The sequence below is a fragment of the Brevundimonas sp. AVps5 genome, from assembly GCF_058681515.1.
In genome coordinates this window covers 2,516,496-2,537,230 of the sequence record NZ_CM178740.1, presented here as the reverse complement: position 1 = coordinate 2,537,230, position 20,735 = coordinate 2,516,496, and the positions used below count along the sequence as shown (strand labels likewise).

The 20,735-nt window shown below is 68.6% G+C and carries 21 protein-coding genes and 1 pseudogene; 11 read left to right on the top strand and 11 right to left on the bottom strand.

Annotated elements, in window-relative coordinates:
• Positions 1–6: 6 nt before the first annotated feature.
• The 10 genes from phbB to ACW18A_RS12815 all read right to left on the bottom strand — a co-directional run bounded on the left by phbB (position 7) and on the right by ACW18A_RS12815 (position 7,313).
• Positions 7–732 carry an acetoacetyl-CoA reductase gene (gene phbB / locus ACW18A_RS12860; protein WP_428151750.1) on the bottom strand — a complete coding sequence of 242 codons (726 nt, stop codon included), beginning with the start codon at positions 730–732 and terminating at the stop codon, positions 7–9.
• 118 nt (positions 733–850) lie between these two features.
• Complete coding sequence (locus tag ACW18A_RS12855) at positions 851–1,600, bottom strand: DUF72 domain-containing protein (protein ID WP_492022111.1); 750 nt, start codon at positions 1,598–1,600, stop codon at positions 851–853.
• Positions 1,597–1,908, bottom strand: a complete 312-nt coding sequence (locus tag ACW18A_RS12850; protein ID WP_492022110.1) for a type II toxin-antitoxin system RelE/ParE family toxin — start codon at positions 1,906–1,908, stop codon at positions 1,597–1,599. The genes ACW18A_RS12855 and ACW18A_RS12850 overlap by 4 nt, the downstream gene beginning before the upstream one ends.
• Positions 1,909–1,910: 2 nt before the next feature.
• The gene (locus ACW18A_RS12845) at positions 1,911–2,171 is read right to left on the bottom strand and encodes a type II toxin-antitoxin system ParD family antitoxin (RefSeq protein ID WP_492022109.1); all 261 of its coding nucleotides are present in this window, start codon (positions 2,169–2,171) and stop codon (positions 1,911–1,913) included.
• Positions 2,172–2,202: 31 nt separating this feature from the next.
• Positions 2,203–2,946 (bottom strand): tRNA pseudouridine(38-40) synthase TruA, encoded by a 744-nt coding sequence (gene truA, locus ACW18A_RS12840; protein ID WP_492022108.1) that lies wholly within the window; start codon positions 2,944–2,946, stop codon positions 2,203–2,205.
• The gene (gene fmt, locus ACW18A_RS12835) at positions 2,946–3,890 is read right to left on the bottom strand and encodes a methionyl-tRNA formyltransferase (protein ID WP_492022107.1); all 945 of its coding nucleotides are present in this window, start codon (positions 3,888–3,890) and stop codon (positions 2,946–2,948) included. The genes truA and fmt overlap by 1 nt, the downstream gene beginning before the upstream one ends.
• Before the next feature lie 27 nt (positions 3,891–3,917).
• A complete protein-coding gene (locus ACW18A_RS12830; RefSeq protein ID WP_492022106.1) occupies positions 3,918–4,136 on the bottom strand; it encodes a hypothetical protein in 219 nt (72 codons plus the stop codon).
• Positions 4,136–4,708, bottom strand: a complete 573-nt coding sequence (def, locus tag ACW18A_RS12825; RefSeq protein WP_492022105.1) for a peptide deformylase — start codon at positions 4,706–4,708, stop codon at positions 4,136–4,138. The genes ACW18A_RS12830 and def overlap by 1 nt, the downstream gene beginning before the upstream one ends.
• Positions 4,709–4,807: 99 nt before the next feature.
• On the bottom strand, positions 4,808–5,146 hold the full coding sequence (locus tag ACW18A_RS12820) for an acyl-CoA thioesterase (protein ID WP_492024391.1): 339 nt from the start codon (positions 5,144–5,146) through the stop codon (positions 4,808–4,810).
• A 61-nt stretch (positions 5,147–5,207) separates the two neighbouring features.
• The gene (locus ACW18A_RS12815) at positions 5,208–7,313 is read right to left on the bottom strand and encodes a S9 family peptidase (RefSeq protein WP_492022104.1); all 2,106 of its coding nucleotides are present in this window, start codon (positions 7,311–7,313) and stop codon (positions 5,208–5,210) included.
• Positions 7,314–7,427: 114 nt separating this feature from the next.
• On the opposite strand from ACW18A_RS12815, the gene ACW18A_RS12810 reads away from it, so the two are divergent.
• The 8 genes and pseudogenes from ACW18A_RS12810 to ACW18A_RS12775 form a co-directional block, all read left to right on the top strand.
• Complete coding sequence (locus tag ACW18A_RS12810; protein WP_492022103.1) at positions 7,428–8,309, top strand: GNAT family N-acetyltransferase; 882 nt, start codon at positions 7,428–7,430, stop codon at positions 8,307–8,309.
• Positions 8,309–8,794, top strand: coding sequence for a tRNA (adenosine(37)-N6)-threonylcarbamoyltransferase complex ATPase subunit type 1 TsaE (gene tsaE / locus ACW18A_RS12805; protein WP_492022102.1), 486 nt, complete (start codon positions 8,309–8,311; stop codon positions 8,792–8,794). The genes ACW18A_RS12810 and tsaE overlap by 1 nt, the downstream gene beginning before the upstream one ends.
• Complete coding sequence (gene amgK / locus ACW18A_RS12800; protein ID WP_492022101.1) at positions 8,787–9,887, top strand: N-acetylmuramate/N-acetylglucosamine kinase AmgK; 1,101 nt, start codon at positions 8,787–8,789, stop codon at positions 9,885–9,887. Before tsaE ends, amgK begins: the two co-directional genes overlap by 8 nt.
• A complete protein-coding gene (murU, locus tag ACW18A_RS12795) occupies positions 9,884–10,603 on the top strand; it encodes an N-acetylmuramate alpha-1-phosphate uridylyltransferase MurU (RefSeq protein ID WP_492022100.1) in 720 nt (239 codons plus the stop codon). The genes amgK and murU overlap by 4 nt, the downstream gene beginning before the upstream one ends.
• Before the next feature lie 183 nt (positions 10,604–10,786).
• Positions 10,787–13,843: a double-strand break repair protein AddB gene (gene addB, locus ACW18A_RS12790; protein WP_492022099.1), complete on the top strand. Its 3,057-nt coding sequence runs from the start codon at positions 10,787–10,789 to the stop codon at positions 13,841–13,843.
• Entirely contained in the window at positions 13,840–17,316 is a 3,477-nt protein-coding gene (gene addA, locus ACW18A_RS12785; RefSeq protein ID WP_492022098.1) for a double-strand break repair helicase AddA, read from the top strand. The genes addB and addA overlap by 4 nt, the downstream gene beginning before the upstream one ends.
• Before the next feature lie 195 nt (positions 17,317–17,511).
• Positions 17,512–17,757: a hypothetical protein gene (locus ACW18A_RS12780; protein ID WP_492022097.1), complete on the top strand. Its 246-nt coding sequence runs from the start codon at positions 17,512–17,514 to the stop codon at positions 17,755–17,757.
• A gap of 25 nt (positions 17,758–17,782) precedes the next feature.
• Positions 17,783–18,034 (top strand): annotated as a pseudogene (locus ACW18A_RS12775) (PD-(D/E)XK nuclease family protein); the annotation flags it as partial.
• Positions 18,035–18,037: 3 nt separating this feature from the next.
• Here ACW18A_RS12775 and ACW18A_RS12770 read toward each other — a convergent pair.
• Positions 18,038–18,823, bottom strand: a complete 786-nt coding sequence (locus ACW18A_RS12770) for a helix-turn-helix domain-containing protein (RefSeq protein WP_492022096.1) — start codon at positions 18,821–18,823, stop codon at positions 18,038–18,040.
• Positions 18,824–19,003: 180 nt separating this feature from the next.
• On the opposite strand from ACW18A_RS12770, the gene trxA reads away from it, so the two are divergent.
• The 3 genes from trxA to rplS all read left to right on the top strand — a co-directional run bounded on the left by trxA (position 19,004) and on the right by rplS (position 20,732).
• A complete protein-coding gene (trxA, locus tag ACW18A_RS12765; RefSeq protein ID WP_298163590.1) occupies positions 19,004–19,339 on the top strand; it encodes a thioredoxin in 336 nt (111 codons plus the stop codon).
• Positions 19,340–19,553: 214 nt separating this feature from the next.
• Positions 19,554–20,303 carry a tRNA (guanosine(37)-N1)-methyltransferase TrmD gene (trmD, locus tag ACW18A_RS12760; RefSeq protein ID WP_492022095.1) on the top strand — a complete coding sequence of 250 codons (750 nt, stop codon included), beginning with the start codon at positions 19,554–19,556 and terminating at the stop codon, positions 20,301–20,303.
• 3 nt (positions 20,304–20,306) lie between these two features.
• Entirely contained in the window at positions 20,307–20,732 is a 426-nt protein-coding gene (gene rplS / locus ACW18A_RS12755; RefSeq protein ID WP_492022094.1) for a 50S ribosomal protein L19, read from the top strand.
• Positions 20,733–20,735: the final 3 nt, after the last annotated feature.

The window sequence follows — 20,735 nt, the reverse complement described above, 5'->3', positions numbered from 1 at the left end:
GGAAGGTCAGCCGACCAGGTATTGACCTCCGTTCAGCGACAGGGTGCAACCTGTGACATATCCGGCACGCTCGCCGGACAGCCAGGACACCATGTCGGCGATCTCCTCGCCCTTGCCGAGACGCCCTACGGGAATTTGGGCGATGATGCCGGCCAGGACCTTTTCGTCCATGGCACCGACCATCTCCGTATCGATATAGCCGGGTGCGATACAGTTGACGGTCACGCCCTTGCGCGCGTTCTCGAGGGCCAGGGCCTTGGTGAAGCCGATCATCCCGGCCTTGGCCGCCGAATAGTTGGTCTGGCCGATCTGGCCCTTCTGGCCGTTGATCGAGGAGATGTTGACGATCCGGCCGAAGCCCCGGTCGCGCATCCCGTTGATCACCTGGCGCGTCATGTTGAAGACGCTGTCCATGTTGACCCGGATGACGTCCGACCACTGGTCCGACGACATCTTGTGGAAGAAGCCGTCGCGGGTGATGCCGGCGTTGTTGATCAGGACGTCGATGGGGCCCAGCTCGGCCTCCACGTCGGCGACGGCGCGGGCGCAGTCCTCATACGAGCCGACATTGCCCTTCACGACCATGACGCCCAGCTCGCGGGCTGTGGCCTCGGCCGCTTCCATATTGCCCGAATAGCCGGCGGCGACGGACATGCCGTCCTCCTTCAGCCGCTGGACGATCGACTTGCCGATACCGCGGGTTCCACCCGTAACGAGAGCCACTCGAGCCATGTGCGTTCCTGTTTCCCTGACGGCCCCGTCTGTTGCGGAGCCTGTTCATCGACCGGTGTAGCGGCTGGGGGGTTTCGCGGGAAGGTCCGCTGCGGATGTTCGTCAAACGGGTCGGCGGCTATCTGACCTTTTCGATCAGGGCCTGCGCCGCCGCCGGGTTCCGTATCTTCGCACCCGAGATGAAATAGGCGAAGATCTCGCCGCGCCTGGCCCAGGCCTTTGTCTGTTTCGCGACCGCGTCCAGTTCGGCCGAGGTCATGCCGGCCGGTTCGTCCTCGCGGCTCGACATCAGACGGGCATAGGTGAAGTCGGCGGTCGGCTGATCGATCTGCGGCCAGGTCGGCTCCTCGTCATCGACGGCATAGACGATGGCCGCGCCGTATTTCGTTGCCAGATCATAGAACTGCGGAGTGGCGAAGGTCGGGTTGCGGACCTCCAGGGCGTGACGCAGGCGCACCCCGTCCTTCTCCCCGGGCAGGAGCTTCAGGAAGCCCTCGAAGTCCTCGGGATCGAATTTCTTGGTCCCCATGAACTGCCAGTTGATGGGGCCCAACTTGTCGCCCAGCAGGGTCAGGCCCTGGTCGAGGAACCTGGCGAAGCTCTCGCCGCCCTCGGACAGGATTTTCCGGTTGGTGCAGTAGCGGCTGGCCTTCACGGAAAAGACAAAGCCCTCCGGCGTCTCGTCGCGCCATTTCATCCAGCTGTCAGGCTTGAACGTCGAATAGTAGGTGCCGTTGATCTCGATCGAGGTCAGGGCCCGCGACGCATACTCCAACTCGCGCTTCTGGGTCAGGTCCGACGGATAGAAGACGCCGCGCCAGGGTTCGAAGGTCCAGCCGCCGATGCCGATATGGACGGAGTGGGTCATGCGGTGTCCTTGCCGTCGTCGAAGACGTCGTCCTGCCAGTCCTCAAGTCCGTGACGGAACCGCAGGATCAGAACGCCAGCCTCATCCACGGTGTAGATGATCACATGCGATTGAAAAGGGCGGGCGCGGACCGGCGGCTGGATCGTTTCTCTCAGCCGGCAAGCCAGAGGAAAATCCGCGATCATCTGAACGGCGCCGCGCAGACCGGCGACATAGGCTTCAGCCCGGCGCGTTCCGAATGTTTCCGAGCCGACGAGGTAGATCGACCTCAGATCGGCGTCGGCCGCCGCCGTATAGCGGACATTCAAGGTCAGGCGGCCTGAGAGCCGGAGCGTGCTTCCGCCTCGCCCCGCGCCGAGGCGATGATCTCGTCAAAGCTTCGGTCGCTGATACCGGAAGCATAGGCTTCATCGACCAGCCGCTGCATGTTGGCGATCTTCTCGGCCTTGACCTGATCCCGTCGGATCAGATCGCGGACGTAGTCGCTGGAGTTCGAATAGCGACCGTCTTTCGCCTGCTCTTCGACCCAGGCCTTCATCGGATCGGGGAGGGAGATGTTCATCGTGGCCATGACGTCAGCGTCTGCCTGATGGCAAACCTTGTCAAGAACCGTAGTCGACGCCCGTCAGGTACAGGCCGTCCGAAGGCGCGACCGGCCCGCAGGCGGTGCGATCTCTCGCTTCAAGCGCAGCTCTTACGTCGTCGGGCGTCCAGCGCCCCAGCCCGGCCTCGACCAGGGTGCCGGCCATGGAGCGGACCTGGCGGTGCAGGAAGGAGCGGGCCTCGAACACCAGATGTAACTCCTCGCCGACACGCGATACGCGGGCGACATCCAGCGTCTTCTCCGGCGACTTCGACTGACAGGCGAGGTCGCGGAAAGTGGTGAAGTCGTGGTGGCCGATCAGGTGGTTCGCGCCCGCCTGCATGGTCTCGGCGTCGAGGGGTTTCCTCACATGCCAGACCTTGCCGCGCTCCAACGCCGGGCGGCCGGGGCGGTTGAGGATGCGGTAGAGGTATCTGCGGCCCTTCGCCGAGAAGCGGGCGTGCCAGTCGTCGGCCACGGCCCGGCAGTCGAGGACCGCGACGCCTTCCCTGATCAGGTGGGCATTGAGGGCGTTCATCACCGTGGCGGCGGGCCAGTCCTTGTCGAGATCGACATGGGCGACCTGACCCGTGGCGTGGACGCCGGAGTCTGTCCGTCCGGCGGCCGCGATGCGCACGGTCTGGCCGCAGAAGGCGTGGATGGCCGTCTCGATCGCGCCCTGGATCGTCGGCTGGCCGTCCTGGGACTGGAAGCCGTTGTAGGGCCCGCCGTCGTATTCGATGTCGAGCCGATAGCGGGGCATCAGCCCAGGATCGTCCCGACAGGCAGGGCGAAACCGTTGAGGAAGTCGGACGGCGACGACTGCGCCTTGCCCTCGCGTTGAACGCGCAACAAGCGGACGGCCCCCCTCGTTCCTTCAGAATCTTGCCCGCAGGCGATCAGAAGTCCGCCCTCGAGCAGTTCTCCCGGCGCGCCGGCACCCTCGCTGGACAGACAGGACAGAAGCGCCTTCACGCGGACGGGGCCGTCGGGCCCGGGGGCCTCGAACCAGGCACCGGGGAAGGGGGACAGGCCGCGGATATGGGCGTCGATCGCGGCGGCCGGACGGGTCCAGTCGATGCGGGCCTCGGCCGGCGTGATCTTCCTGGCATAGGTCGGTTCGCCGACCTGGGGCGTCTCGGTGACGCCGCCGCGCTCGATGGCGGCGAGGGCCCGGGTCCAAAGGGTGGCGCCGACCGACGACATCCGCTCCGACAGGCTGGCGGCCGTGTCGTCGGGCTGGATCGTCAGAACCTCGCTGAGCAGGATCGCGCCTTCGTCGAGGCCTTCCGACATCCGCATGATCTGGACGCCGGTCTCCTTGTCGCCGGCCATGATGGCGCGCTGGATCGGAGCGGCGCCGCGCCAGCGGGGCAGCAGGGAGCCGTGCAGGTTGAAGCAGCCGAGACGCGGTGCCTCCAGCACGGCGGGCTTCAGGATCTGCCCGTAGGCGACGACGCAGGCCGCATCGAGGTCGAGGCCCACAAAGGTGTCGATGGCATCCTGGGCCTTCATCGACTCCGGCGTGAAGACCGGCAGGCCCATGGCCTCGGCAAAGGCATGGACCGGCGACGGCGTCAGTTTCTGGCCGCGTCCCCTGGGCCGGGGCGGCTGGGAATAGACGGCGACGATATCGTGCCCCGAGGCGATGAGCTCGGCCAGGGACGGCACGGCGAATTCGGGGGTACCCATGAAGGCGAGGCGCATGGGGCCGCCTTTAGACGCTGAGGGCGGTTACTGCCAGCGGGTGGAGACGCCGCCGCCCTCGTCCCATTCGCCGCCCGCGTCGAGCGCGTCGTCGAACTCCAGCAGCCGGTCCAGCAGGACGCCGGCGATGATGCCCAGGGCGGCGACGCCGACCAGGGTGGCGACCGAGCCAATGCCGATCTTTTCCGACCGGGTCAGGCGGCGACGGCCGGAGCGGTCAACGATGCGGTCTCGAAAACGGGTCATCAGGCGTCCTCTCTCAGGCGCATGGTCTTCTTGACCTTGGACATGGCCCGGTCGCGGCGCAGGCGCGACAAGTGGTCGATGAACAGGACGCCGTTCAAATGGTCCAGCTCGTGCTGGTAGCAGACGGCATAGAGGCCCTCGATCTCTTCTTCGATGCGGTTTCCGTCGCGGTCCAGGTGGGTGACGCGCACACGGGCGGGGCGTTCGACCTCGTCGAAATATTCGGGGATCGAGAGGCAGCCCTCTTCGTAGCAATAGGTCTCGTCCGAGGCCCACAGGATCTCCGGATTGACGAAGAAGCGGGGGTTGGGGACACGGGTCTCCTCGCCCTCGGCAGGCCCCTCCGCGCCTTCGGGAGTGGGGCCGTCGCCCAGATCCATGACCACGACGCGGTGCAACGCGCCGATCTGGACGGCGGCCAGGCCGATGCCGGGCGCGTCGTACATGGTGTCCAGCATGTCATCCATCAGCGCGCGGATCGCGTCGTCGACGATCTCCACGGGCTTTGACACCTGCTTGAGGATCGCCAGGTCGGCGGCGTTGTCGATGGTCAGGATGCGTCGGATAGCCATGGCCGTCAGGTAGGCGCGAGGGCCGGGAGGGTCAAGTTTGCCTCTCTTTCGTCATCCTGCGGCGAGCGCAGCGAGACCGGGGGATGACGAAAGAAAGAGCTACACCTGTCCCGGCAGCGGCCTCGGCTTCCGGTCCTCGTCGATGGCGACATAGGTGAAGACGCCCTCGGTCACGCGGGAGACTTCATGGGTCGAGCGCGGCCGTTTCCAGGCCTCGACCCGCACGCGGATCGATGTTCGGCCCGATTTGATGACCGTCGCGTAAAGGGACACTTCGTCCCCGACCGAGACCGGCTGGTGAAACACCATGGCGTCGACCGCGATGGTGGCGCAACGGCCCTGGGCCAGGTCGAAGGCGGGGGTCGAGCCGGCCAGGTCCATCTGGGCCAGCAGCCAGCCGCCGAAGATGTCGCCTTCGGGGTTGGTGTCGGCCGGCATGGCGATGACCCGCCCGACGAGTTCACCGACGGGCGTTTCCGGGGAGGGAAGGGTCACGCGGTCAGTCTTCCGGTTGCAGGTATTCGTCCAGCCAGCCGAACACCTCATTGTGCCACTGCAGGCTGTTCTGCGGCTTGAGGACCCAGTGGTTTTCGTCCGGGAAGACGATCAGCCGGCTCTCGATGCCGCGACGCTGCAGGGCGGTGAAGGTCGACAGCCCCTGCGAGGTGGGGATCCGGAAATCCAGATCGCCTTGAATCACGAGCATCGGCGTCTTCCACTCCGACACGTGATGGACCGGGTTGAAGCGCTCATAGCCCTCGGGGTTGTCGTAGACGGTGCCGCCGTACTCCCACTCGGTGAACCATAGCTCTTCGGTGCCGTAGCCCATTCCGCGCACGTCGAAGACGCCGTCGTGGTTGACCAGGCATTTGAATTCGTCGGACCAGCGGCCGGCGATCCAGTTGATCATATAGCCGCCGTAGGAGGCACCGAGGGCGCAGGCGTTGTCGCCGTCCAGGAACGAATAGCGCTCCTGCGCCGCCGCCCAGCCCTTCTGCAGGTCTTCCAGCGGGCGGTCGCCCCAGTGCTCGGAGATCGAGTCGGTGAAGGCCTGGCCATAGCCGGTGGAGCCGTGGAAATCGATCATCACCACCGCATAGCCGGCGCCCGCGTAGCTCTCCGGGTTCCAGCGATAGGACCAGGAGTTGCCGAACGAACCTTGGGGCCCGCCGTGGATCAGGAAGGCGACCGGGTATTTGCGGCCCTCGACATAGCCGGCCGGCTTGATGACGTAGCCGTGGACGGTTTCACCATTCCAGCCGGGGAAGTTGAACTGCTCGGCCTCGCCGAACAGGCGGCTGTCGAGCTCGGGGTTCACATCGGTGATCTGGCGCGGCATTTCCTTGCCGCGGAAGGTCTTCACGAACAGCTCGGACGGCGAAGTCAGGCTGTCCTGGGCGAAGACGAAACCCGACGGGGTCTGCTGAAAAGCCGAGACATGGCCCTCGCCGGTGATCGGGATCACCGAACCGTTGGCGGCGTCGATCTGGAACAGCTTCGTCTGGCCGACGTCGCCGGCGATGACGAACAGGCTGCGGCCGTCAGCGGACCATTGCAGGGTGTCGGCCGACCGATCCCAGTTGGCGGCGACCTCACGCCTGGTGCCCGTGGCCACGTCCATCAGCACGATCTGCCAGCGATCGGCCTCGAAGCCCGGCCGGGCCATGGCGCGGTAGGCCAGGGTGCGGCCGTCGGGCGAGAAGACCGGGCCGGTGTCCCAGGCGTCGTTGCCGTCGGTCAGGTTGGTGAAGCCCTCACCCGTCAGGCCATTGGTCCTGTAGAGGTCGAAATTGGTGCTCCACGGCTCCGTCTGGCCGGCGACGCGGGCCGAGAAGACGATGGCGTCGCCCTGGGGCGTGAAGGTGAACTCGCTCTCATCGCCGAAAGGCTTGGACGGGGTGTCGCCGTCGAAGCCGTGGGTGACCCAGACCGGATCGCCCGAGCCGTCGGCGTTGACCACGAACAGGTGGTTCTGGGTGCCGTCGGCCCAGGTGTCCCAGTGGCGCACGAACATGCGGTCGAAGACCATGCCGGTGGATTTTTCCTCGCTCGCTTCCTCGCCCCGCGCGACCGAGCAGGCCAGGTCGTCGCAGTTCGGATAGACGGCCAGCGACACCGCGACTTTCGCAGCGTCCGGGCTGAGGACATAGGCGTTCACGTCGAGCGGCAGGTTCGTGACCTGGGTCGCCGTGGCACCGGTGCTGTCGGTCTTCCAGACCTGGCTGGTCCCGGACCGGCCCGAGAGGAAATAGAGGGCGCCGTCCGAGCCCCAGCGGGCGGTATTGGCGCCGCCGTCCGAGATGGCCAGGCGCCGGGCTTCGCCCTGGCCGCTCAGGGTCTGGATCATCAGTCTGGAGACGCCGCGGTTGGCTTCCATGTCCGTGGCGCGCACGTTGTAGACGACGTGTCGTCCGTCCGGCGACACGCGCGGATCCGACAGCCGGTTGGCGTTCAGCATGTCGGTGTAGGTGAAGGCGCGCGCGGCGGCCTGCGCAGGCGCGGCCTCGGCGGCGGGCACCCCCGACGTTTCTGCCAGAACGGGGGCGGGCAGGGCCGTCAGCATGGCCAGGGCGGCGCAGGCGGAAAGCAGGGAACGGTGACGCATCGGACGGCTCCTGGAACTTCGTTGGCGCTGGCGTAGCACCGGCCGAAGTCCACAGGAAGTCGGCGCTTCCGGAGCGCTTGCCTGTCTCCGGCGCAGAGGCGACAAGGGGCGCGGATGACCGCTTCGCCGCCCGCCACGACCGAGCCTGCCGCCGTCCCCGTGCGACGGCCGGATCACGTCGTCGACGTCCTGATCGCCGAGCGCGCGCCGCGCCTGACCGGCTCTATCATCTGGCCGCTGGTTCGCCCGCTGTTCTATTCCATTCTAGGCTATGGCCAGGCGCGTGAGATGGCGGACGCGATTCAGTCCCTGTCGGGTCAGGCCGCGCTGGACCACGTCTCCAGCCTGCTGGACCTGAAGGTCTCGAGCCTGAACCTCGATCGGCTGCCCGCCACCGGCCGCTGCATCGTTGTCGCCAATCACCCGACAGGGATCGCCGACGGGATCGCCGTCTATGATGCCGTCAGGAAGCGCCGCGCCGACGCCATCTATTTCGCCAACGCTGACGCCGTCCGCGTCTCGCCCCGGCTGGACGAGGTCGTCATCCCCGTCGAATGGGTCGTCGCCAAACGCACCCGCGCCAAGACCCGCGTCACCCTGGATGCCGCGAAGGCTGCGTTCGAGGCCGGGCGATGCGTGGTCATGTTCCCTGCGGGACGGATTTCCCGCGTGGGCAAGGACGGACAACTGACCGACCCCGAGTGGGCATCGACCGCGACATCGCTGGCGCGGAAATACGACGCACCGACCATTCCGATCCATGTGACCGGGCCCTGGTCGACCCTGTTCCACCTGTTCAACCGGGTGTCGCCGGAGATGCGGGACATCACCCTGTTCCACGAGCTGCTGAACAAGCGGAAGAAGCCGTTCCGCCTGATGGTCGGCAAGCCGATTCCGCCGGGTCGCCTCGACATCGATTCGACCCGGGCGACCTGTGCGCTCAAGGCCTTCGTCGAGCGGGTTCTCCCCGGCCAGCCCGACGCGGACTTCGCCTGATGGTCGGGATCGATCTGGCCGATGCCGAGGCGACCACGGCGCTCGGGCGCGCAGTGGCCCCGTGTCTCGAGCCCGGCGAGGCGGTCCTGCTGTACGGTCCTCTGGGTATGGGCAAGTCGACCCTGGCGCGCGGCCTGATCCGGGCGCTCGCCGGCGAGGACGAGGACGTGCCGTCGCCCACCTTCACCCTGGTCCAGTTCTACGAGACGGACCCGCCCGTCGCCCATTTCGACCTCTATCGCCTGACCCGGCCCGAGGAGGCGTTCGAGATCGGTCTGGACGAGGCGCTGGACGTCGGGGCCGCCCTGATCGAATGGCCCGAGCGACTGGGCGACGATCCGGCCCGCGCCCTCGGTCCCGACCGCCTGACCATCACCCTGGAAGACCGCGGCGAGGGACGGCATGCGACCGTTTCCGGCGCAGGGGCGTGGGCAGAGAAGATCAACGCCGTCGTCGAAAGCCTGCCAAAGAGCCTGAATGTCTGAAGCCCTGAATGACCGGGAGGCCCAGCGGGTCGCTTTCCTGACCGAGGTCGGCCTCGCCGAAGCGGGTCGCGCGCCCCTGCCCGGCGACGCCTCCACGCGCCGCTATGAGCGGCTGACGCCCGCTGACGGGCCCGGCCTGATGCTGATGGATCAGGTCGCGGCGGCCGAGAGCCCACCGGCCGATCCGTCCTGGTCTCCCGAGCGCCGCAAGGCCGAGGGCTGGAATGCCATCGCCCGTCTGTCCGCCGGCCGGATCGAGGCCTTCGCCGCCGTGGCCTCGCACCTGCGGAGCGTCGGCCTGTCGGCGCCCGCCATTGTCGCGCTGGATGCGCCCGCGGGCCTCGCGGTGCTCGAGGATTTCGGCGACGACCTGTTCGCCCGCGTGATCGAGGCGGGGCAGGACGAGACGCCCCTCTACCTCGCCGCCGTCGACGCCCTGGCCGAACTTCACGCCGCCCCGACGCCGCCGATGCTGACCGGCGCGGCGGGGCCATGGCCGCTGCAGGTCTATGACCGGACCGCACTTCAGGGCGGTGCCGATCTGTTCGTCGAATGGATGCCGAAGCTGAAGCCCGGGCTGATCTTCAACGAGTCCGCCATCGCGGACTGGAATGCCGCCTGGGCGCCCATCGTCCTCGAGGGGGAGGCCGGCGCCTCGGTGGTGGCCCACCGCGACTATCACGCCGAGAATCTGATCTGGCTGCCCGGGCGCGAAGGTCCGGCCCGCGTCGGCATGATCGACTTCCAGGACGCGGTGCGGGCCCACCCGTCGTGGGACCTGCACTCCCTGCTCCAGGATGCCCGCCGCGATGTGTCGCCGTCGCTCGAGGCCGAGGCGCTGGAGCGGTATTTCGAGATGGCCGAGGTCGCCGACCGCCCCGCCTTCATGCGCGCCTACGCCGGGCTTGCGGCCCTGAACGAGGCCCGCATCCTCGGCATTTTCGCCCGCCTGATCGTGCGCGACGGCAAGCCGCGCTACGCCGCCTTCATGCCGCGTATGTGGGCCCACCTGAACGCCAATCTGACCCAGCCTGGCCTCGAAGGCGTGGCCCGCTGGTTCGACAAGCACGTCCCTGCGGAGCTGCGCGCATGACCGGTCCGAAGACGGCGATGGTGCTGGCGGCGGGCCTCGGCACGCGGATGCGGCCCCTGACCGACGACCGGCCCAAGGCCCTCGTCGAGGTGGGCGGCCGGGCCCTGATCGACCATGTGCTGGACCGGTTGGCCGGGGCGGGCGTCGAAAAGGCGGTGGTCAATGTCCATTGGTTCGCCGACCGGCTGGAGGCCCATCTGGCCGCGCGCGGACGGGGGCCCGGGATCGCGATTTCCGACGAACGCGCCGAGCTGCTGGAAACCGGCGGCGGGCTGAAGAAGGCTCATCCCCTGCTCGGCGATGCGCCTGTCTTTGTGGCCAATATCGACAGCGTCTGGATGGATCGCGGCGACGCCCCCTGGGCCGACGCACTGGTCGGCCTGTGGGACCCGGTGAAGATGGACGCCTGCCTCCTGCTGGCCACCCGTGAGGGCGCGATCGGGTTCGAGGGCGACGGCGACTTCTTCCTCGCCGACGACGGCAGGCTGACCTTCCGGGGCGAGGCTGCGTCCGCGCCCTTCGCCTATATGGGCGTCCACATCACCCGGCCGGACTATGCCGACGGCGGGCCGGACGGACCCTTTTCGCTCAGCCCGTTGTGGCGGGCGTCGGCTGCGGCGGGGCGGCTGTACGGCTGCGTTCTCGACGGCGACTGGATGCACGTCGGCGACCCCCAGGCGCGCGAAGAGGCCGAGGCCAGACTGGCGGGCGAGTGACCCCGTCACCTCCAACCTTTCCGCTCATCCCCGCGAACGCGGGGACCCAGTTCTGTCGTGGGGCCCAGTCGTTCTTTCAAGCCCGGTGTCCGGGATGATCGTTCGCGCGGGCCATACGCGATCATCGCCCACAGCACTGGCTCCCCGCGTTCGCGGGGATGAGCGGATCAAAGGACAGCGGGCATGATTGCCTTCAACCCCTTCCCGGCAGACGGCGGCAAGGACGACCCGCGCTGGTTCGCCATCCCCGCTCACCGGCCGTTCCTTGAGGATCTGGCCGCCGGCGTGCTCGACTGGCTGGGCGACCAGGCACCGGAGACCCTGTCGGACGCGACCATCCTCCTGCCCAACCGCCGGGCCGCGCGGGCCTTCACCTCCGCCCTGTCCGTGCTGAGCGGCGATCGTCCCGTCCTCCTGCCCCAGGTCCGTCCGCTTGGCGATCTGGAGGAGGACGAACCGCCGTTCACCCCGGGCGAACTGGGCCTCGACCTGCCGCCCGCCATCGCCCCCCTGACGCGCCGGTTCGAGATGGCCCGGCTGATCGTCGAGAAGCACGACGACAGCCTGTCTCCGATGCGCGCTCTGGAGCTGGCCGACAGCCTCGGCGCCTTCCTCGATTCCTGCAACATCGAGGAGGTCGAGGCCCCTAACCGCATCGCTACCCTCGTCGACGAGGACTTCGCCGACCACTGGCGGCGGTCGGCGAAATTCCTCGACCTTGCCGTCGAGGCATGGCCGGCCCGTCTGGCCGAACTCGGCCTCGTCGACGCCTCATGGCGACGGACGAAACTGCTGCGCCTGCTGGCCGAGCGCTGGGACAGCCACCCGCCGCAAGGCCCGGTCATCGCCGCCGGTTCGACCGGCACGGTCAAGGCCGCCGCCGACGTGCTGAAGGCCGTGGCCAAGGCGCCGCAGGGCTGCGTCGTCCTCCCCGGCCTTGATCTCGAGCTCAGCGAACCCGCCTGGGACGCCATCGAGGAACAGCATCCGCAGAGCGCGTTGAAACGGTTCCTCGAACGCGCCGGCGCCGACCGCGCCGCCGTCCGCCCATGGTTCCGCCGCCCGGCCGTGCCCGATGTCGAGGCGCGCGGTCTCGCCCGCCAGCGACTGGTCAACGAGGCCCTGCGTCCCGCCGAGGCCACCGCCGACTGGCGCGCCGAGATCGCCCGGCTGCGCGCCGACGCCGCCGATTCGGGCCAGGCCGCCGACCCCATCGCCCTCGGTCTCGAAGGTCTGTCCGTCGTCGCGAGCCGCACCGAGGAGGACGCCGCTGCGACCATCGCCCTGATGATGCGCGAGACATTGGAGACTCCCGGCCGGACCTGCGCCCTCGTGACCCCGGATCTCGCCCTGGGCCGGCGCGTCGCCGCCCGGCTGGAGCGCTGGGGCGTCATCGCCGACTCTTCGTCCGGCACGGGCCTCGACCGCATGCCCGTCGGCGTCCTCGTCGATCTGGCCGCCCGCTTCATCGCCGATCCGCTGAAGCCCCAGACCGTGCTGGCCCTGATCAAGCACGATCTGACGACCCTGGCCGAGGCCACGCCCAACGCCGTCGCCGAGCTGGAGAAGGTCGCCTTCCGCGGACCCCGCACCCGCGACTGGACCCGGATCGAGACCCGCCTGCAACGGAGCGCGGACCTCCAGGTCCGCTCTTCAACGACGGCGGAGACCAGCGGACCTGGAGGTCCGCGCTCCAGAGAGGCGACCGCGCTCGCCCTCCGTCTGCAGGCCCTCGCCGCCGCCGCCGCCTTCGGTCGCGCGGCCCCGCTCGACCAGGCCGCTCGCAACCTGACCGCCCTCGTCGAGGCCCTCGCCGGTGTCGACGTCTGGGCCGGACCGGATGGGGAGGCGGCGGCCTCCCTCCTGTCACAACTGATCGAGGGCGGGGCGTCGCTCGGGGACGTCAGCGCCAACGATTTCGCCGAACTGGTCGCCGCCCTGTTGCACGACGTCACTGTCCGCACCGGTGGTGCGACCCATCCCTCCCTGCGTATCCTCGGCGCCATCGAGGCGCGTCTGGTCCGGGCCGACCGGATGATCCTCGCCGGGCTGGAGGAGGGCGTCTGGCCGCAGGGCGCGCCGATCGACCCCTTCCTTTCGCGCCCGATGAGGAAGGCCCTGGGCCTGCCCCCGCCCGAGCGTCGCGTCGGCCAGACGGCTCAGGATTTCGTCCAGGCCGCCTGCGCGCCCGAGGCCATCCTCGTCCATTCCGAACGCCGGGGCGGCCAGCCCGCCGTTCGCTCCCGGTGGCTGTGGCGGCTGGATATGCTCACACGCGGTGCCGGGGTGGAGATCGACCGACCGTCCGGAACCCTCGCCGCCGCCCGCGCCCTCGACGCCCCCGTCGCCGGTCAGGGCGGGCTCGCGAGACGTCCCGCGCCCAAACCCCCCGTCGACCGCCGCCCGCGTCAACTGCCCGTCACCGGCGTCGAGCGCTGGGTGCGCGATCCCTATGCCGTCTACGCCCGCTACGTTCTGAACCTGCGTCAGCTCGACCGGCCGGGTCAGTCCGCCGAGGCCCTGGCGCGCGGCCAGGCCGTCCACAAGGCGGTCGAGCGGCTGACGCTCAGCTGGCCCGACGTCCTGCCTGACGACTGCGAGGCCGAGATCGCCACCCTGCTGCACGAGGAGCTGACCCACCACGGCTTCGAGGATGCGGCCATGGCGCGCGAGGGGCCCCTGGCCCGCAACAGCGCCCGCTGGCTGGCCGGGTTCGAGATGCGCCGCCGCGCGCGCGGCATCGAGATCCGCGTCGAGGAAGAGGTCGTCCTGACCTTCGACGCCCCCGCCGGTCCCTTCACCCTGACGGCCAAGGCGGATCGGATCGAACTGTCCTCCACCGGCGCGGCCATCCTCGATTTCAAGACCGGCGCCGCCCCCTCGGCCAAACAGGTGAAGTCCGGCTTCGCCCCCCAGCTGACCCTGACCGGCGCCATCCTCGCCGAGGCGGGCCTCAAGACCTCCGGCCCGATCGAGCCCGAAGAACTGACCTATGTCCGGGTCATCGGCCGCAAGGAGCCCGGCAAATCCGAGGTTCGAGCGCAAGGCGCCGAGGCGTCCGACCTGTCGATGGCGGCGCTCGCCGGCCTCAAGGCCCGCGTCGCCCGGTTCGACGACCAGACGACCCCCTACCTCAGCTGGGTCGCGCCCCAGTTCATGGGCAATTTCGGCGGCAACTACGACCACCTCGCCCGCGTCTGGGAGTGGGCGGTCGCCGGCGCTGACGGAGACGCCGAATGAGCGCCCCTGACACCTCTGTCCGCATCCTGCCCGACACTGCCCAGATCGCGGCGGCGGACCCGCGTCAGTCGGTCTTCGTCACCGCCAACGCCGGCTCGGGCAAGACCTCGACCCTCGTCGACCGGGTGGCCCGCCTGCTGCTGGAAGAGGTCCAGCCCGGCGAGATCCTGTGCGTCACCTACACCAAGGCGGCCGCCGCCGAGATGCAGGCGCGGCTGTTCGACCGGCTCGGCGCCTGGGCCGTCATGGATGACCGCGCCCTGTCGGCGTCGCTGGCGGACCTCGACGGCCGCGACGCCGCGACCCTGTCCCGCGCCGACCTGTCGCGGGCGCGCAAACTGTTCGCCAAGGCGCTCGACACCCCCGGCGGGCTGAAGATCCAGACCCTGCATGCCTTCTGCGAAAAGCTGCTGCGCCGCTTCCCGCTGGAGGCCGGGGTCACCCCCGGCTTCACCGTGCTGGAGGATCAGGCCGCCCTCGCCCTGTCCCATGCCGCGCGCGAGGACCTGGCCCGGGCGGCGCTGGCCGACGCCGACGGCCGCATCGGCCGCGCCTACGCTCATTTCGCCGTCGAGCTGGACTGGGCCAGTTTCGAGAGCCTGCTGGCCCGCATCGAACAGGACCGCGCCCGGCTGATCGACTATGTCGCCCGCATCGCCGCCGACCCCACGATCAGCCCCTACGCCCTCGTCGGCGCCGATCCCGACAGCGACGTGGCGACGATCCAGTCCGACTTCATGCGCTTCCTCGACCGGGACGAATGGCTGGAGGTCGCCGAGCTGATGTCCACCGGTTCGGTCACGGACCAGGGCTGCGCCGAGCGCATGTATGCCGCCGACTGGACCTTCCCGGAGGTGGCCTCGGTCTTCCTGACCAGCGGCGCGCCGCGCAAGTCGATGGCCACCAAGTCCGCGCCCGCCCACGCCCGCGACTGGCTGACCGCCCTGCAGGACAAGGTCGTCGCCACCCTGGGTCAGGTCCGCAAGGCCCGCGTCGCCGAGGACACCGTTCATGTGCTCACATTGGCCCAGGCCCACGGTGCCTTCTACGACCAGGCCAAGGCCCGGCGCGGTGCCCTCGATTTCGGCGACCTCGTCGCCCGCACCGTCGAGCTCCTGACCGTCCGCGCCAACGCCGCCTGGGTCCTCTACAAGCTCGACGGCGGGGTCGAGCATGTCCTGATCGACGAGGCCCAGGACACGGCCCCGGAACAGTGGGACATCATCCGCGCCCTGACCGAGGGCTTCTTCTCGGGCGCCGGATCGCGTCGTTTCGGGGCGGGCCAGGTCGAGCGCACCGTCTTCGCCGTGGGCGACGAGAAACAGTCGATCTACTCCTTCCAGGGCGCCCGGCCCGAGCGGCTGAACCGCGAGGCGCAGAGCTACGAGACCCTCGTCCGCGGCGCCGGCTTCGCCTACACGGGCGTCGAACTGGCCACCTCCTTCCGCTCGACGCCGGAGGTCCTGGGCTTCGTCGACGCGGTGTTCGAAGGCCCCGACCGCACCCGCGCCCTCGTCGGCGAACAGGTCGGCGCCATCCCGGCCCACAGGGCCATGCGCGCCGATGATCAGGGCTGTATCGACCTCTGGCCGATCTATGAGGACGAGAAGCCGCCCGAGCGCGACGCCTGGGACGACCCGGTCGATCAGGAGCCGGTCCAGGGTGCCCGCAAGCGGATGGCCGCCGACCTCGCCCGCGAAATCAGACGCCAGGTCGAGACCGGCGTCGCCGTTCAGGACCGCAAGGATCGCGTGCTGCGCCCCTCCGGCTACGGTGACTTCCTGATTCTCGTCCGCCGCCGTGACGCGACCTTCGAGGAGATCATCCGCGCCCTGAAGGCGGCCGGCGTGCCCGTGGCCGGCGCCGACCGGCTCAAGCTGTCGTCGCACATCGCCTTCGACGACCTGATCGCCGTGGCTCGTTTCGCCCTCTATCCCGACGATGACCTCAGCCTCGCCGGGGTCCTGCGCAGCCCCCTCTGCGACGTGGACGAGGACAGTCTGTTCGACCTCGCCGGCGCCGAGCACCGCAGGGGTCGGCTGTGGCCCGTCCTGCAACGTCGCGGCCATGAACGGCCGGAGTGGGCCCGCGCCCGCGACCTGCTGACCTTCGCGATCGACCAGCGCGGTCGCGACCCCTTCGCCTTCTTCGCCGCCCTGCTGAACCGCGTCGACGAGACCGGCCGCTCCGGCCGGGCCCGCCTCCTGTCCCGCCTCGGCCGTGAGGCGGAGGAGGCCATCGACGAGACCCTGAACCAGGTGCTGGCGGCAGAACAGCGCGGCGGCCTCGACCTGGAGACCGCCCTGTCGATGCTGGAGGCCGCCGACGTCGAGGTGAAGCGCGAGCTGGAGGGCGCGCGCGACGAGGTCCGCGTCATGACCGTCCATGGCTCGAAGGGGCTGGAGGCGCCGGTGGTGATCCTGCCCGACACCACGGCGCGGGCTCCGATGCACGGGCCGTTCCTGATGCCGGTCGAATTCGCCGACGGTGGCGAGGCCTGGCTGATGTGCCCGGCCGGTGAAAAGGAGGACTGCGAGGCCTCGGCGGCCGCGCGCGCCGTCCGCCGGGCCCGGATCGACGACGAGACCCTGCGGCTTCTCTACGTCGCCCTGACCCGCGCCCGCGACCGGATCGTCATACTCGGACGAGCGGCCGGCAACTCGAAACAGGGCTACCAGGACATCAGCTGGTGGGCCGTCCTCACCGAGACCTTCGACCGTCTCGGCGCACAGGTCCGCGACATCGGCGACGGCCGCCGCCGCTACGGCGTCGATCCGGTGGTGATGGCGACCTCGCGGGTCGTGCCCTTCCCGGGTGCCCTTGTCCCGGCCTGGGCCCGGACCCTGCCGCCGGTCGATCCGTCCGCCCGCTACATCTCCCCGTCGCAGATGGAGGGCACCAAACGCATCGCCGCCCCGTCGCCGCTCGCCGTCTCATCGACCGGGGAGGGGGCCGCCCTGGGTCGTTTCCGCCGCGGCGACCTGATCCACCTGTTGCTCGAACGCCTGCCCGAGATCGCCGCCGCCGACCGCGCCGGGGCCGCCGCCCGCCTGCTGGCGAAGGAGCGCGACCTGTCCGAGCCCCAGCGCGCCGAGATGATCGCCGCCGCCTTCCGCGTGCTCGACGACGCCCGTTTCGCCGCCGTCTTCGGCCCCGGCTCCCGCGCCGAGATCGCCCTGACCGGCGGCGCTGAGTCCCTGCGCCCCGGCGTCGTCATTAACGGCCGCATCGACCGGCTGGTGGTCACGCCCGACCGCGTCCTCGTCGTCGACTACAAGACCAACCGCCCCGCCCCCGACCGCATCGAGGACGCCGACCCCGCCTACGTCGCCCAGATGGCCACCTATGTCGCGGTCCTGGCCCGGCTCTATCCCGACCGCCCGGTCGAGGCGGCGCTGGTGTGGACGGACGGGCCGAAGCTGATGGCTGTGCCGGGGGCGCTGATGGATGAGGCGCTGAAGGGGGTGGGGTAGGGGGAACGGAGTTTCCCGGGCGGGCGCAGCCTGACCGGGAAACTGACTTGATCAGACGCGTTCCGTGTGTACAGCTACGTAGCGCGGGAGGCGCTGCGCGATGGCGGCTCTGGCGATATTCGACGGCGTTCATTGGGAATCAGGGCGATGAGACTCCGGAGCCTTTTAGGATCGGCTGATCTTGGCGCGATCAGCATGGCGGCTCTGGCCGTCTATTTGCTGATTGTGTTCTCGCTGATCGGCTTGGGTTTCTCGACACCAGCCCGATACATGACGGTCGCCCTCCTGCTGGCAGGGCCCGTTCTGGGGCTGGGCTTCACTATCAAGATCTATCGTGAGCGAGGCCGTGGTGCCAAAAATGAATCCATAAGGATGATCATACTGGTCACGATCAGCATTGTGATCGCGGCGACAGGGATTTCAACGCTGTCTTCAATGTGAGGCGAGGGACGCCGTCAGCGTGATCATCGACGGCCGGCCGGACCGTCTGGTCGTCACCCCCGACCGGGTCGGGGTCGTCGACTACAAGACCAACCGCCCCGCCCCCGACCGCATCGAGAACGCCGACCCCGCCTACGTCGCCCAGATGGCCACCTATGTTGCGGTGCTGGCGCGGCTGTATCCGGATCGCCCGGTGGAGGCGGCGCTGGTCTGGACGGACGGGCCGAAGCTGATGCCGCAGGGGTTGATGGATGAGGCGTTGGCGGGGCTGCGGTGACGTTTAGCCGGCGGCGGGCACGATCAGGCGAGGCCGAACCACGAACCGATAGGGCGTGCCTTCCGCTGAATGTTCGAACGAGGGTGTGGCGGTCAGGGGGAAATCCGCCGACATCGCCTTGAAGTGCCCCCAGGCACCGTCGGCGAATACCCACATCTGCACTGAGGTATGTGACCTGCCGTCCTCTCCGGGCAACTCGGCGATCATCACGACGCGAAGAGTGTCCGGAATCTCGACGCGAACCTCGCGCCCGAACTGGCCGACAACTGTCGGAGACGCAAGGTACTCGCCGTTTTTCAGGAAGGTAACCTGGTAGATAAGGTCCGGTGGGGCCGACGCAGTCGAGGCCTGAGACGCGCCGTCGCCCAGGCGGGACGCCTCGGTCTGGCTGGTCTGGTAGGCGAGCACGCCGGCCGCGATCAGAACGGCAAGGATCATCGCAAATCTCCAGGTGTTCGAGGCGGTCCTTGCGCCGATCGCAACGCCCCGCTGGAGACGTCGATCGGTGGATATGGCCGGGCGTTCAATCCCGAATAACTTGTCCCCATTTTCTTGTGGGACAGCCGTCGCTTCGGCGGCGACGATGCGGGCGAGTTCGCGGCTGCTGGGCGCGTCTGTCTTGCGACGCGCCGAGCGCAGATGCTCGTTCACGACATTGACGGACAGGGCCCGGCTTCTGGCGATCGTCTTGGCGGTATGACCTTGGGCAAGAAGCGTCAGGAGGTCCCGCTCTCTGTCGGACAAGCGATCAAGGGAATGCGTCATGGTAGGGGTTGTGAGTCTTTCCAACCCGCCCATCATGTGGCGTCGAACAGGGAGGCTCAATCGGACAAGCGCGTTTGCGGGCTCCGAATTATTTGTGAGACGTGGGGCGGACGAGGCCTCCGTTGATTTCCCCCAGAATCGCCCCACATCTCCAACCAACAGAACACCGGGCGCGCCGACGCCGCCCTTGAGGAGATACCCCCTATGGCCACGGTCAAGGTCACCGACGAGAGCTTCGACGCCGACGTCCTGAAATCGTCCACCCCCGTGCTGGTGGACTTCTGGGCGGAGTGGTGCGGCCCCTGCAAGCAGATCGGCCCGGCCCTGGAGCAGATCTCCGACGAACTCGGCGGCCAGGTCACCATCGCCAAGATCAACATCGACGACAGCCCCATGACCCCGTCCAAACTGGGCGTGAAGGGCATCCCGACCCTGATGCTGTTCAAGGACGGCCAGATGGCCTCGCTCAAGGTCGGCGCCATGCCCAAGGGCAAGATCCTGGAATGGCTCGCCGAGACGGGCATCGCGGCGAAGGCGTAACCTCAACCCCTCTCCTCCCCGTGCGAAGCATGGGGAGGTGGCGCGGCGCTCCTTCAGCGCCGTGACGGAGGGGGCGAGGCGACGCGTCAGGTGAGGGCCAGCCGGTAAGCCGGTGTCGCCCCCTCCGTCAGCTCGCGAAGGGCTCGCTGCCACCTCCCCATCGCTGCGCGACAGGGAGGAGACGAACGGGCGATTGCGCGCTAGATCGCGCCCCATGCCCTTCACCGCCACCGTCCTGACCATGTTCCCCGAGGCCTTTCCCGGGCCGCTCGGCGTGTCGCTGATCGGCACGGCCTGGCGCGAGAAGGGGCTGTGGGACCTGCAAACGCTGGACATTCGCGACTTTTCCGAAGATAAGCGCGGCTTCCTGGACGACACCCCCGCGGGTGGCGGCCCCGGACAGGTACTCAAAGCGGACGTGGTGGCCCGGGCTCTCGACAGCCTGACAGGGTCGCCCCGGCCGCTTTTGTACATGAGCGCACGCGGTCGACCCCTGACGCAGGCGCGAGTGAAAGAGTGGGCCAAAGCGGACGGCGTCGTCGTTCTCTGCGGCCGGTTCGAGGGGGTGGACCAGCGGGTGCTCGACGCCCGCGGGTTCGAGGAGGTCTCCGTCGGAGACGCGGTCCTGGCCGGTGGCGAGGCGGCGGCGATGGTGGTGATCGAGGCGTGCGTACGACTGATCCCCGGCGTTCTGGGCCAGGCCGAAAGCCTGAGTTCCGAAAGCTTCGAGGACGGTCTTCTGGAGCATCCGCAGTACACGCGACCGCGGACGTTCGAGGGGATCGACATCCCGGAGATCCTGTTGTCCGGCGACCATCGCAAGATGGCGGCCTGGCGTCAGGCGCAAAGGGAAATCACGACCCGGGAGCGACGGCCCGATCTGTGGGCGGCGCATCTGGAAACAAGACCTGCGGAACCTTCCGCCAAATCAAAGCTAAAGGGCGAAAAAGCCCGAGGAGAATAGACTATGGCCAACATCCTTCAGACGCTCGAAGCGGAAGAAAAAGCCCGTCTGGTTGCAGTTCGTGCGATCCCGAACTTCCAGCCCGGCGACACGCTTCGCGTCAGCGTCAAGATCAAGGAAGGCGAGCGCGAGCGCGTTCAGGCCTTCGAAGGCGTCTGCATCGCCCGCGCCGGCGGTGGCGTGAACGAGAACTTCACCGTCCGGAAAATCTCCTTCGGCGAGGGCGTCGAGCGCGTCTTCCCGATCCTGTCGCCGAACATCGAGTCGATCGAGGTCAAGCGTCGCGGCGTCGTCCGGCGCGCCAAGCTGTATTACCTGCGCGACCGTCGCGGCAAGTCGGCCCGTATCGCCGAACGCCAGACCGTCCGCCCCGCCAAGGGCGCCGTCGTCCCGGTCACCGGCTCGGCCGACAAGAGCGAAGAAGCGTAAGCG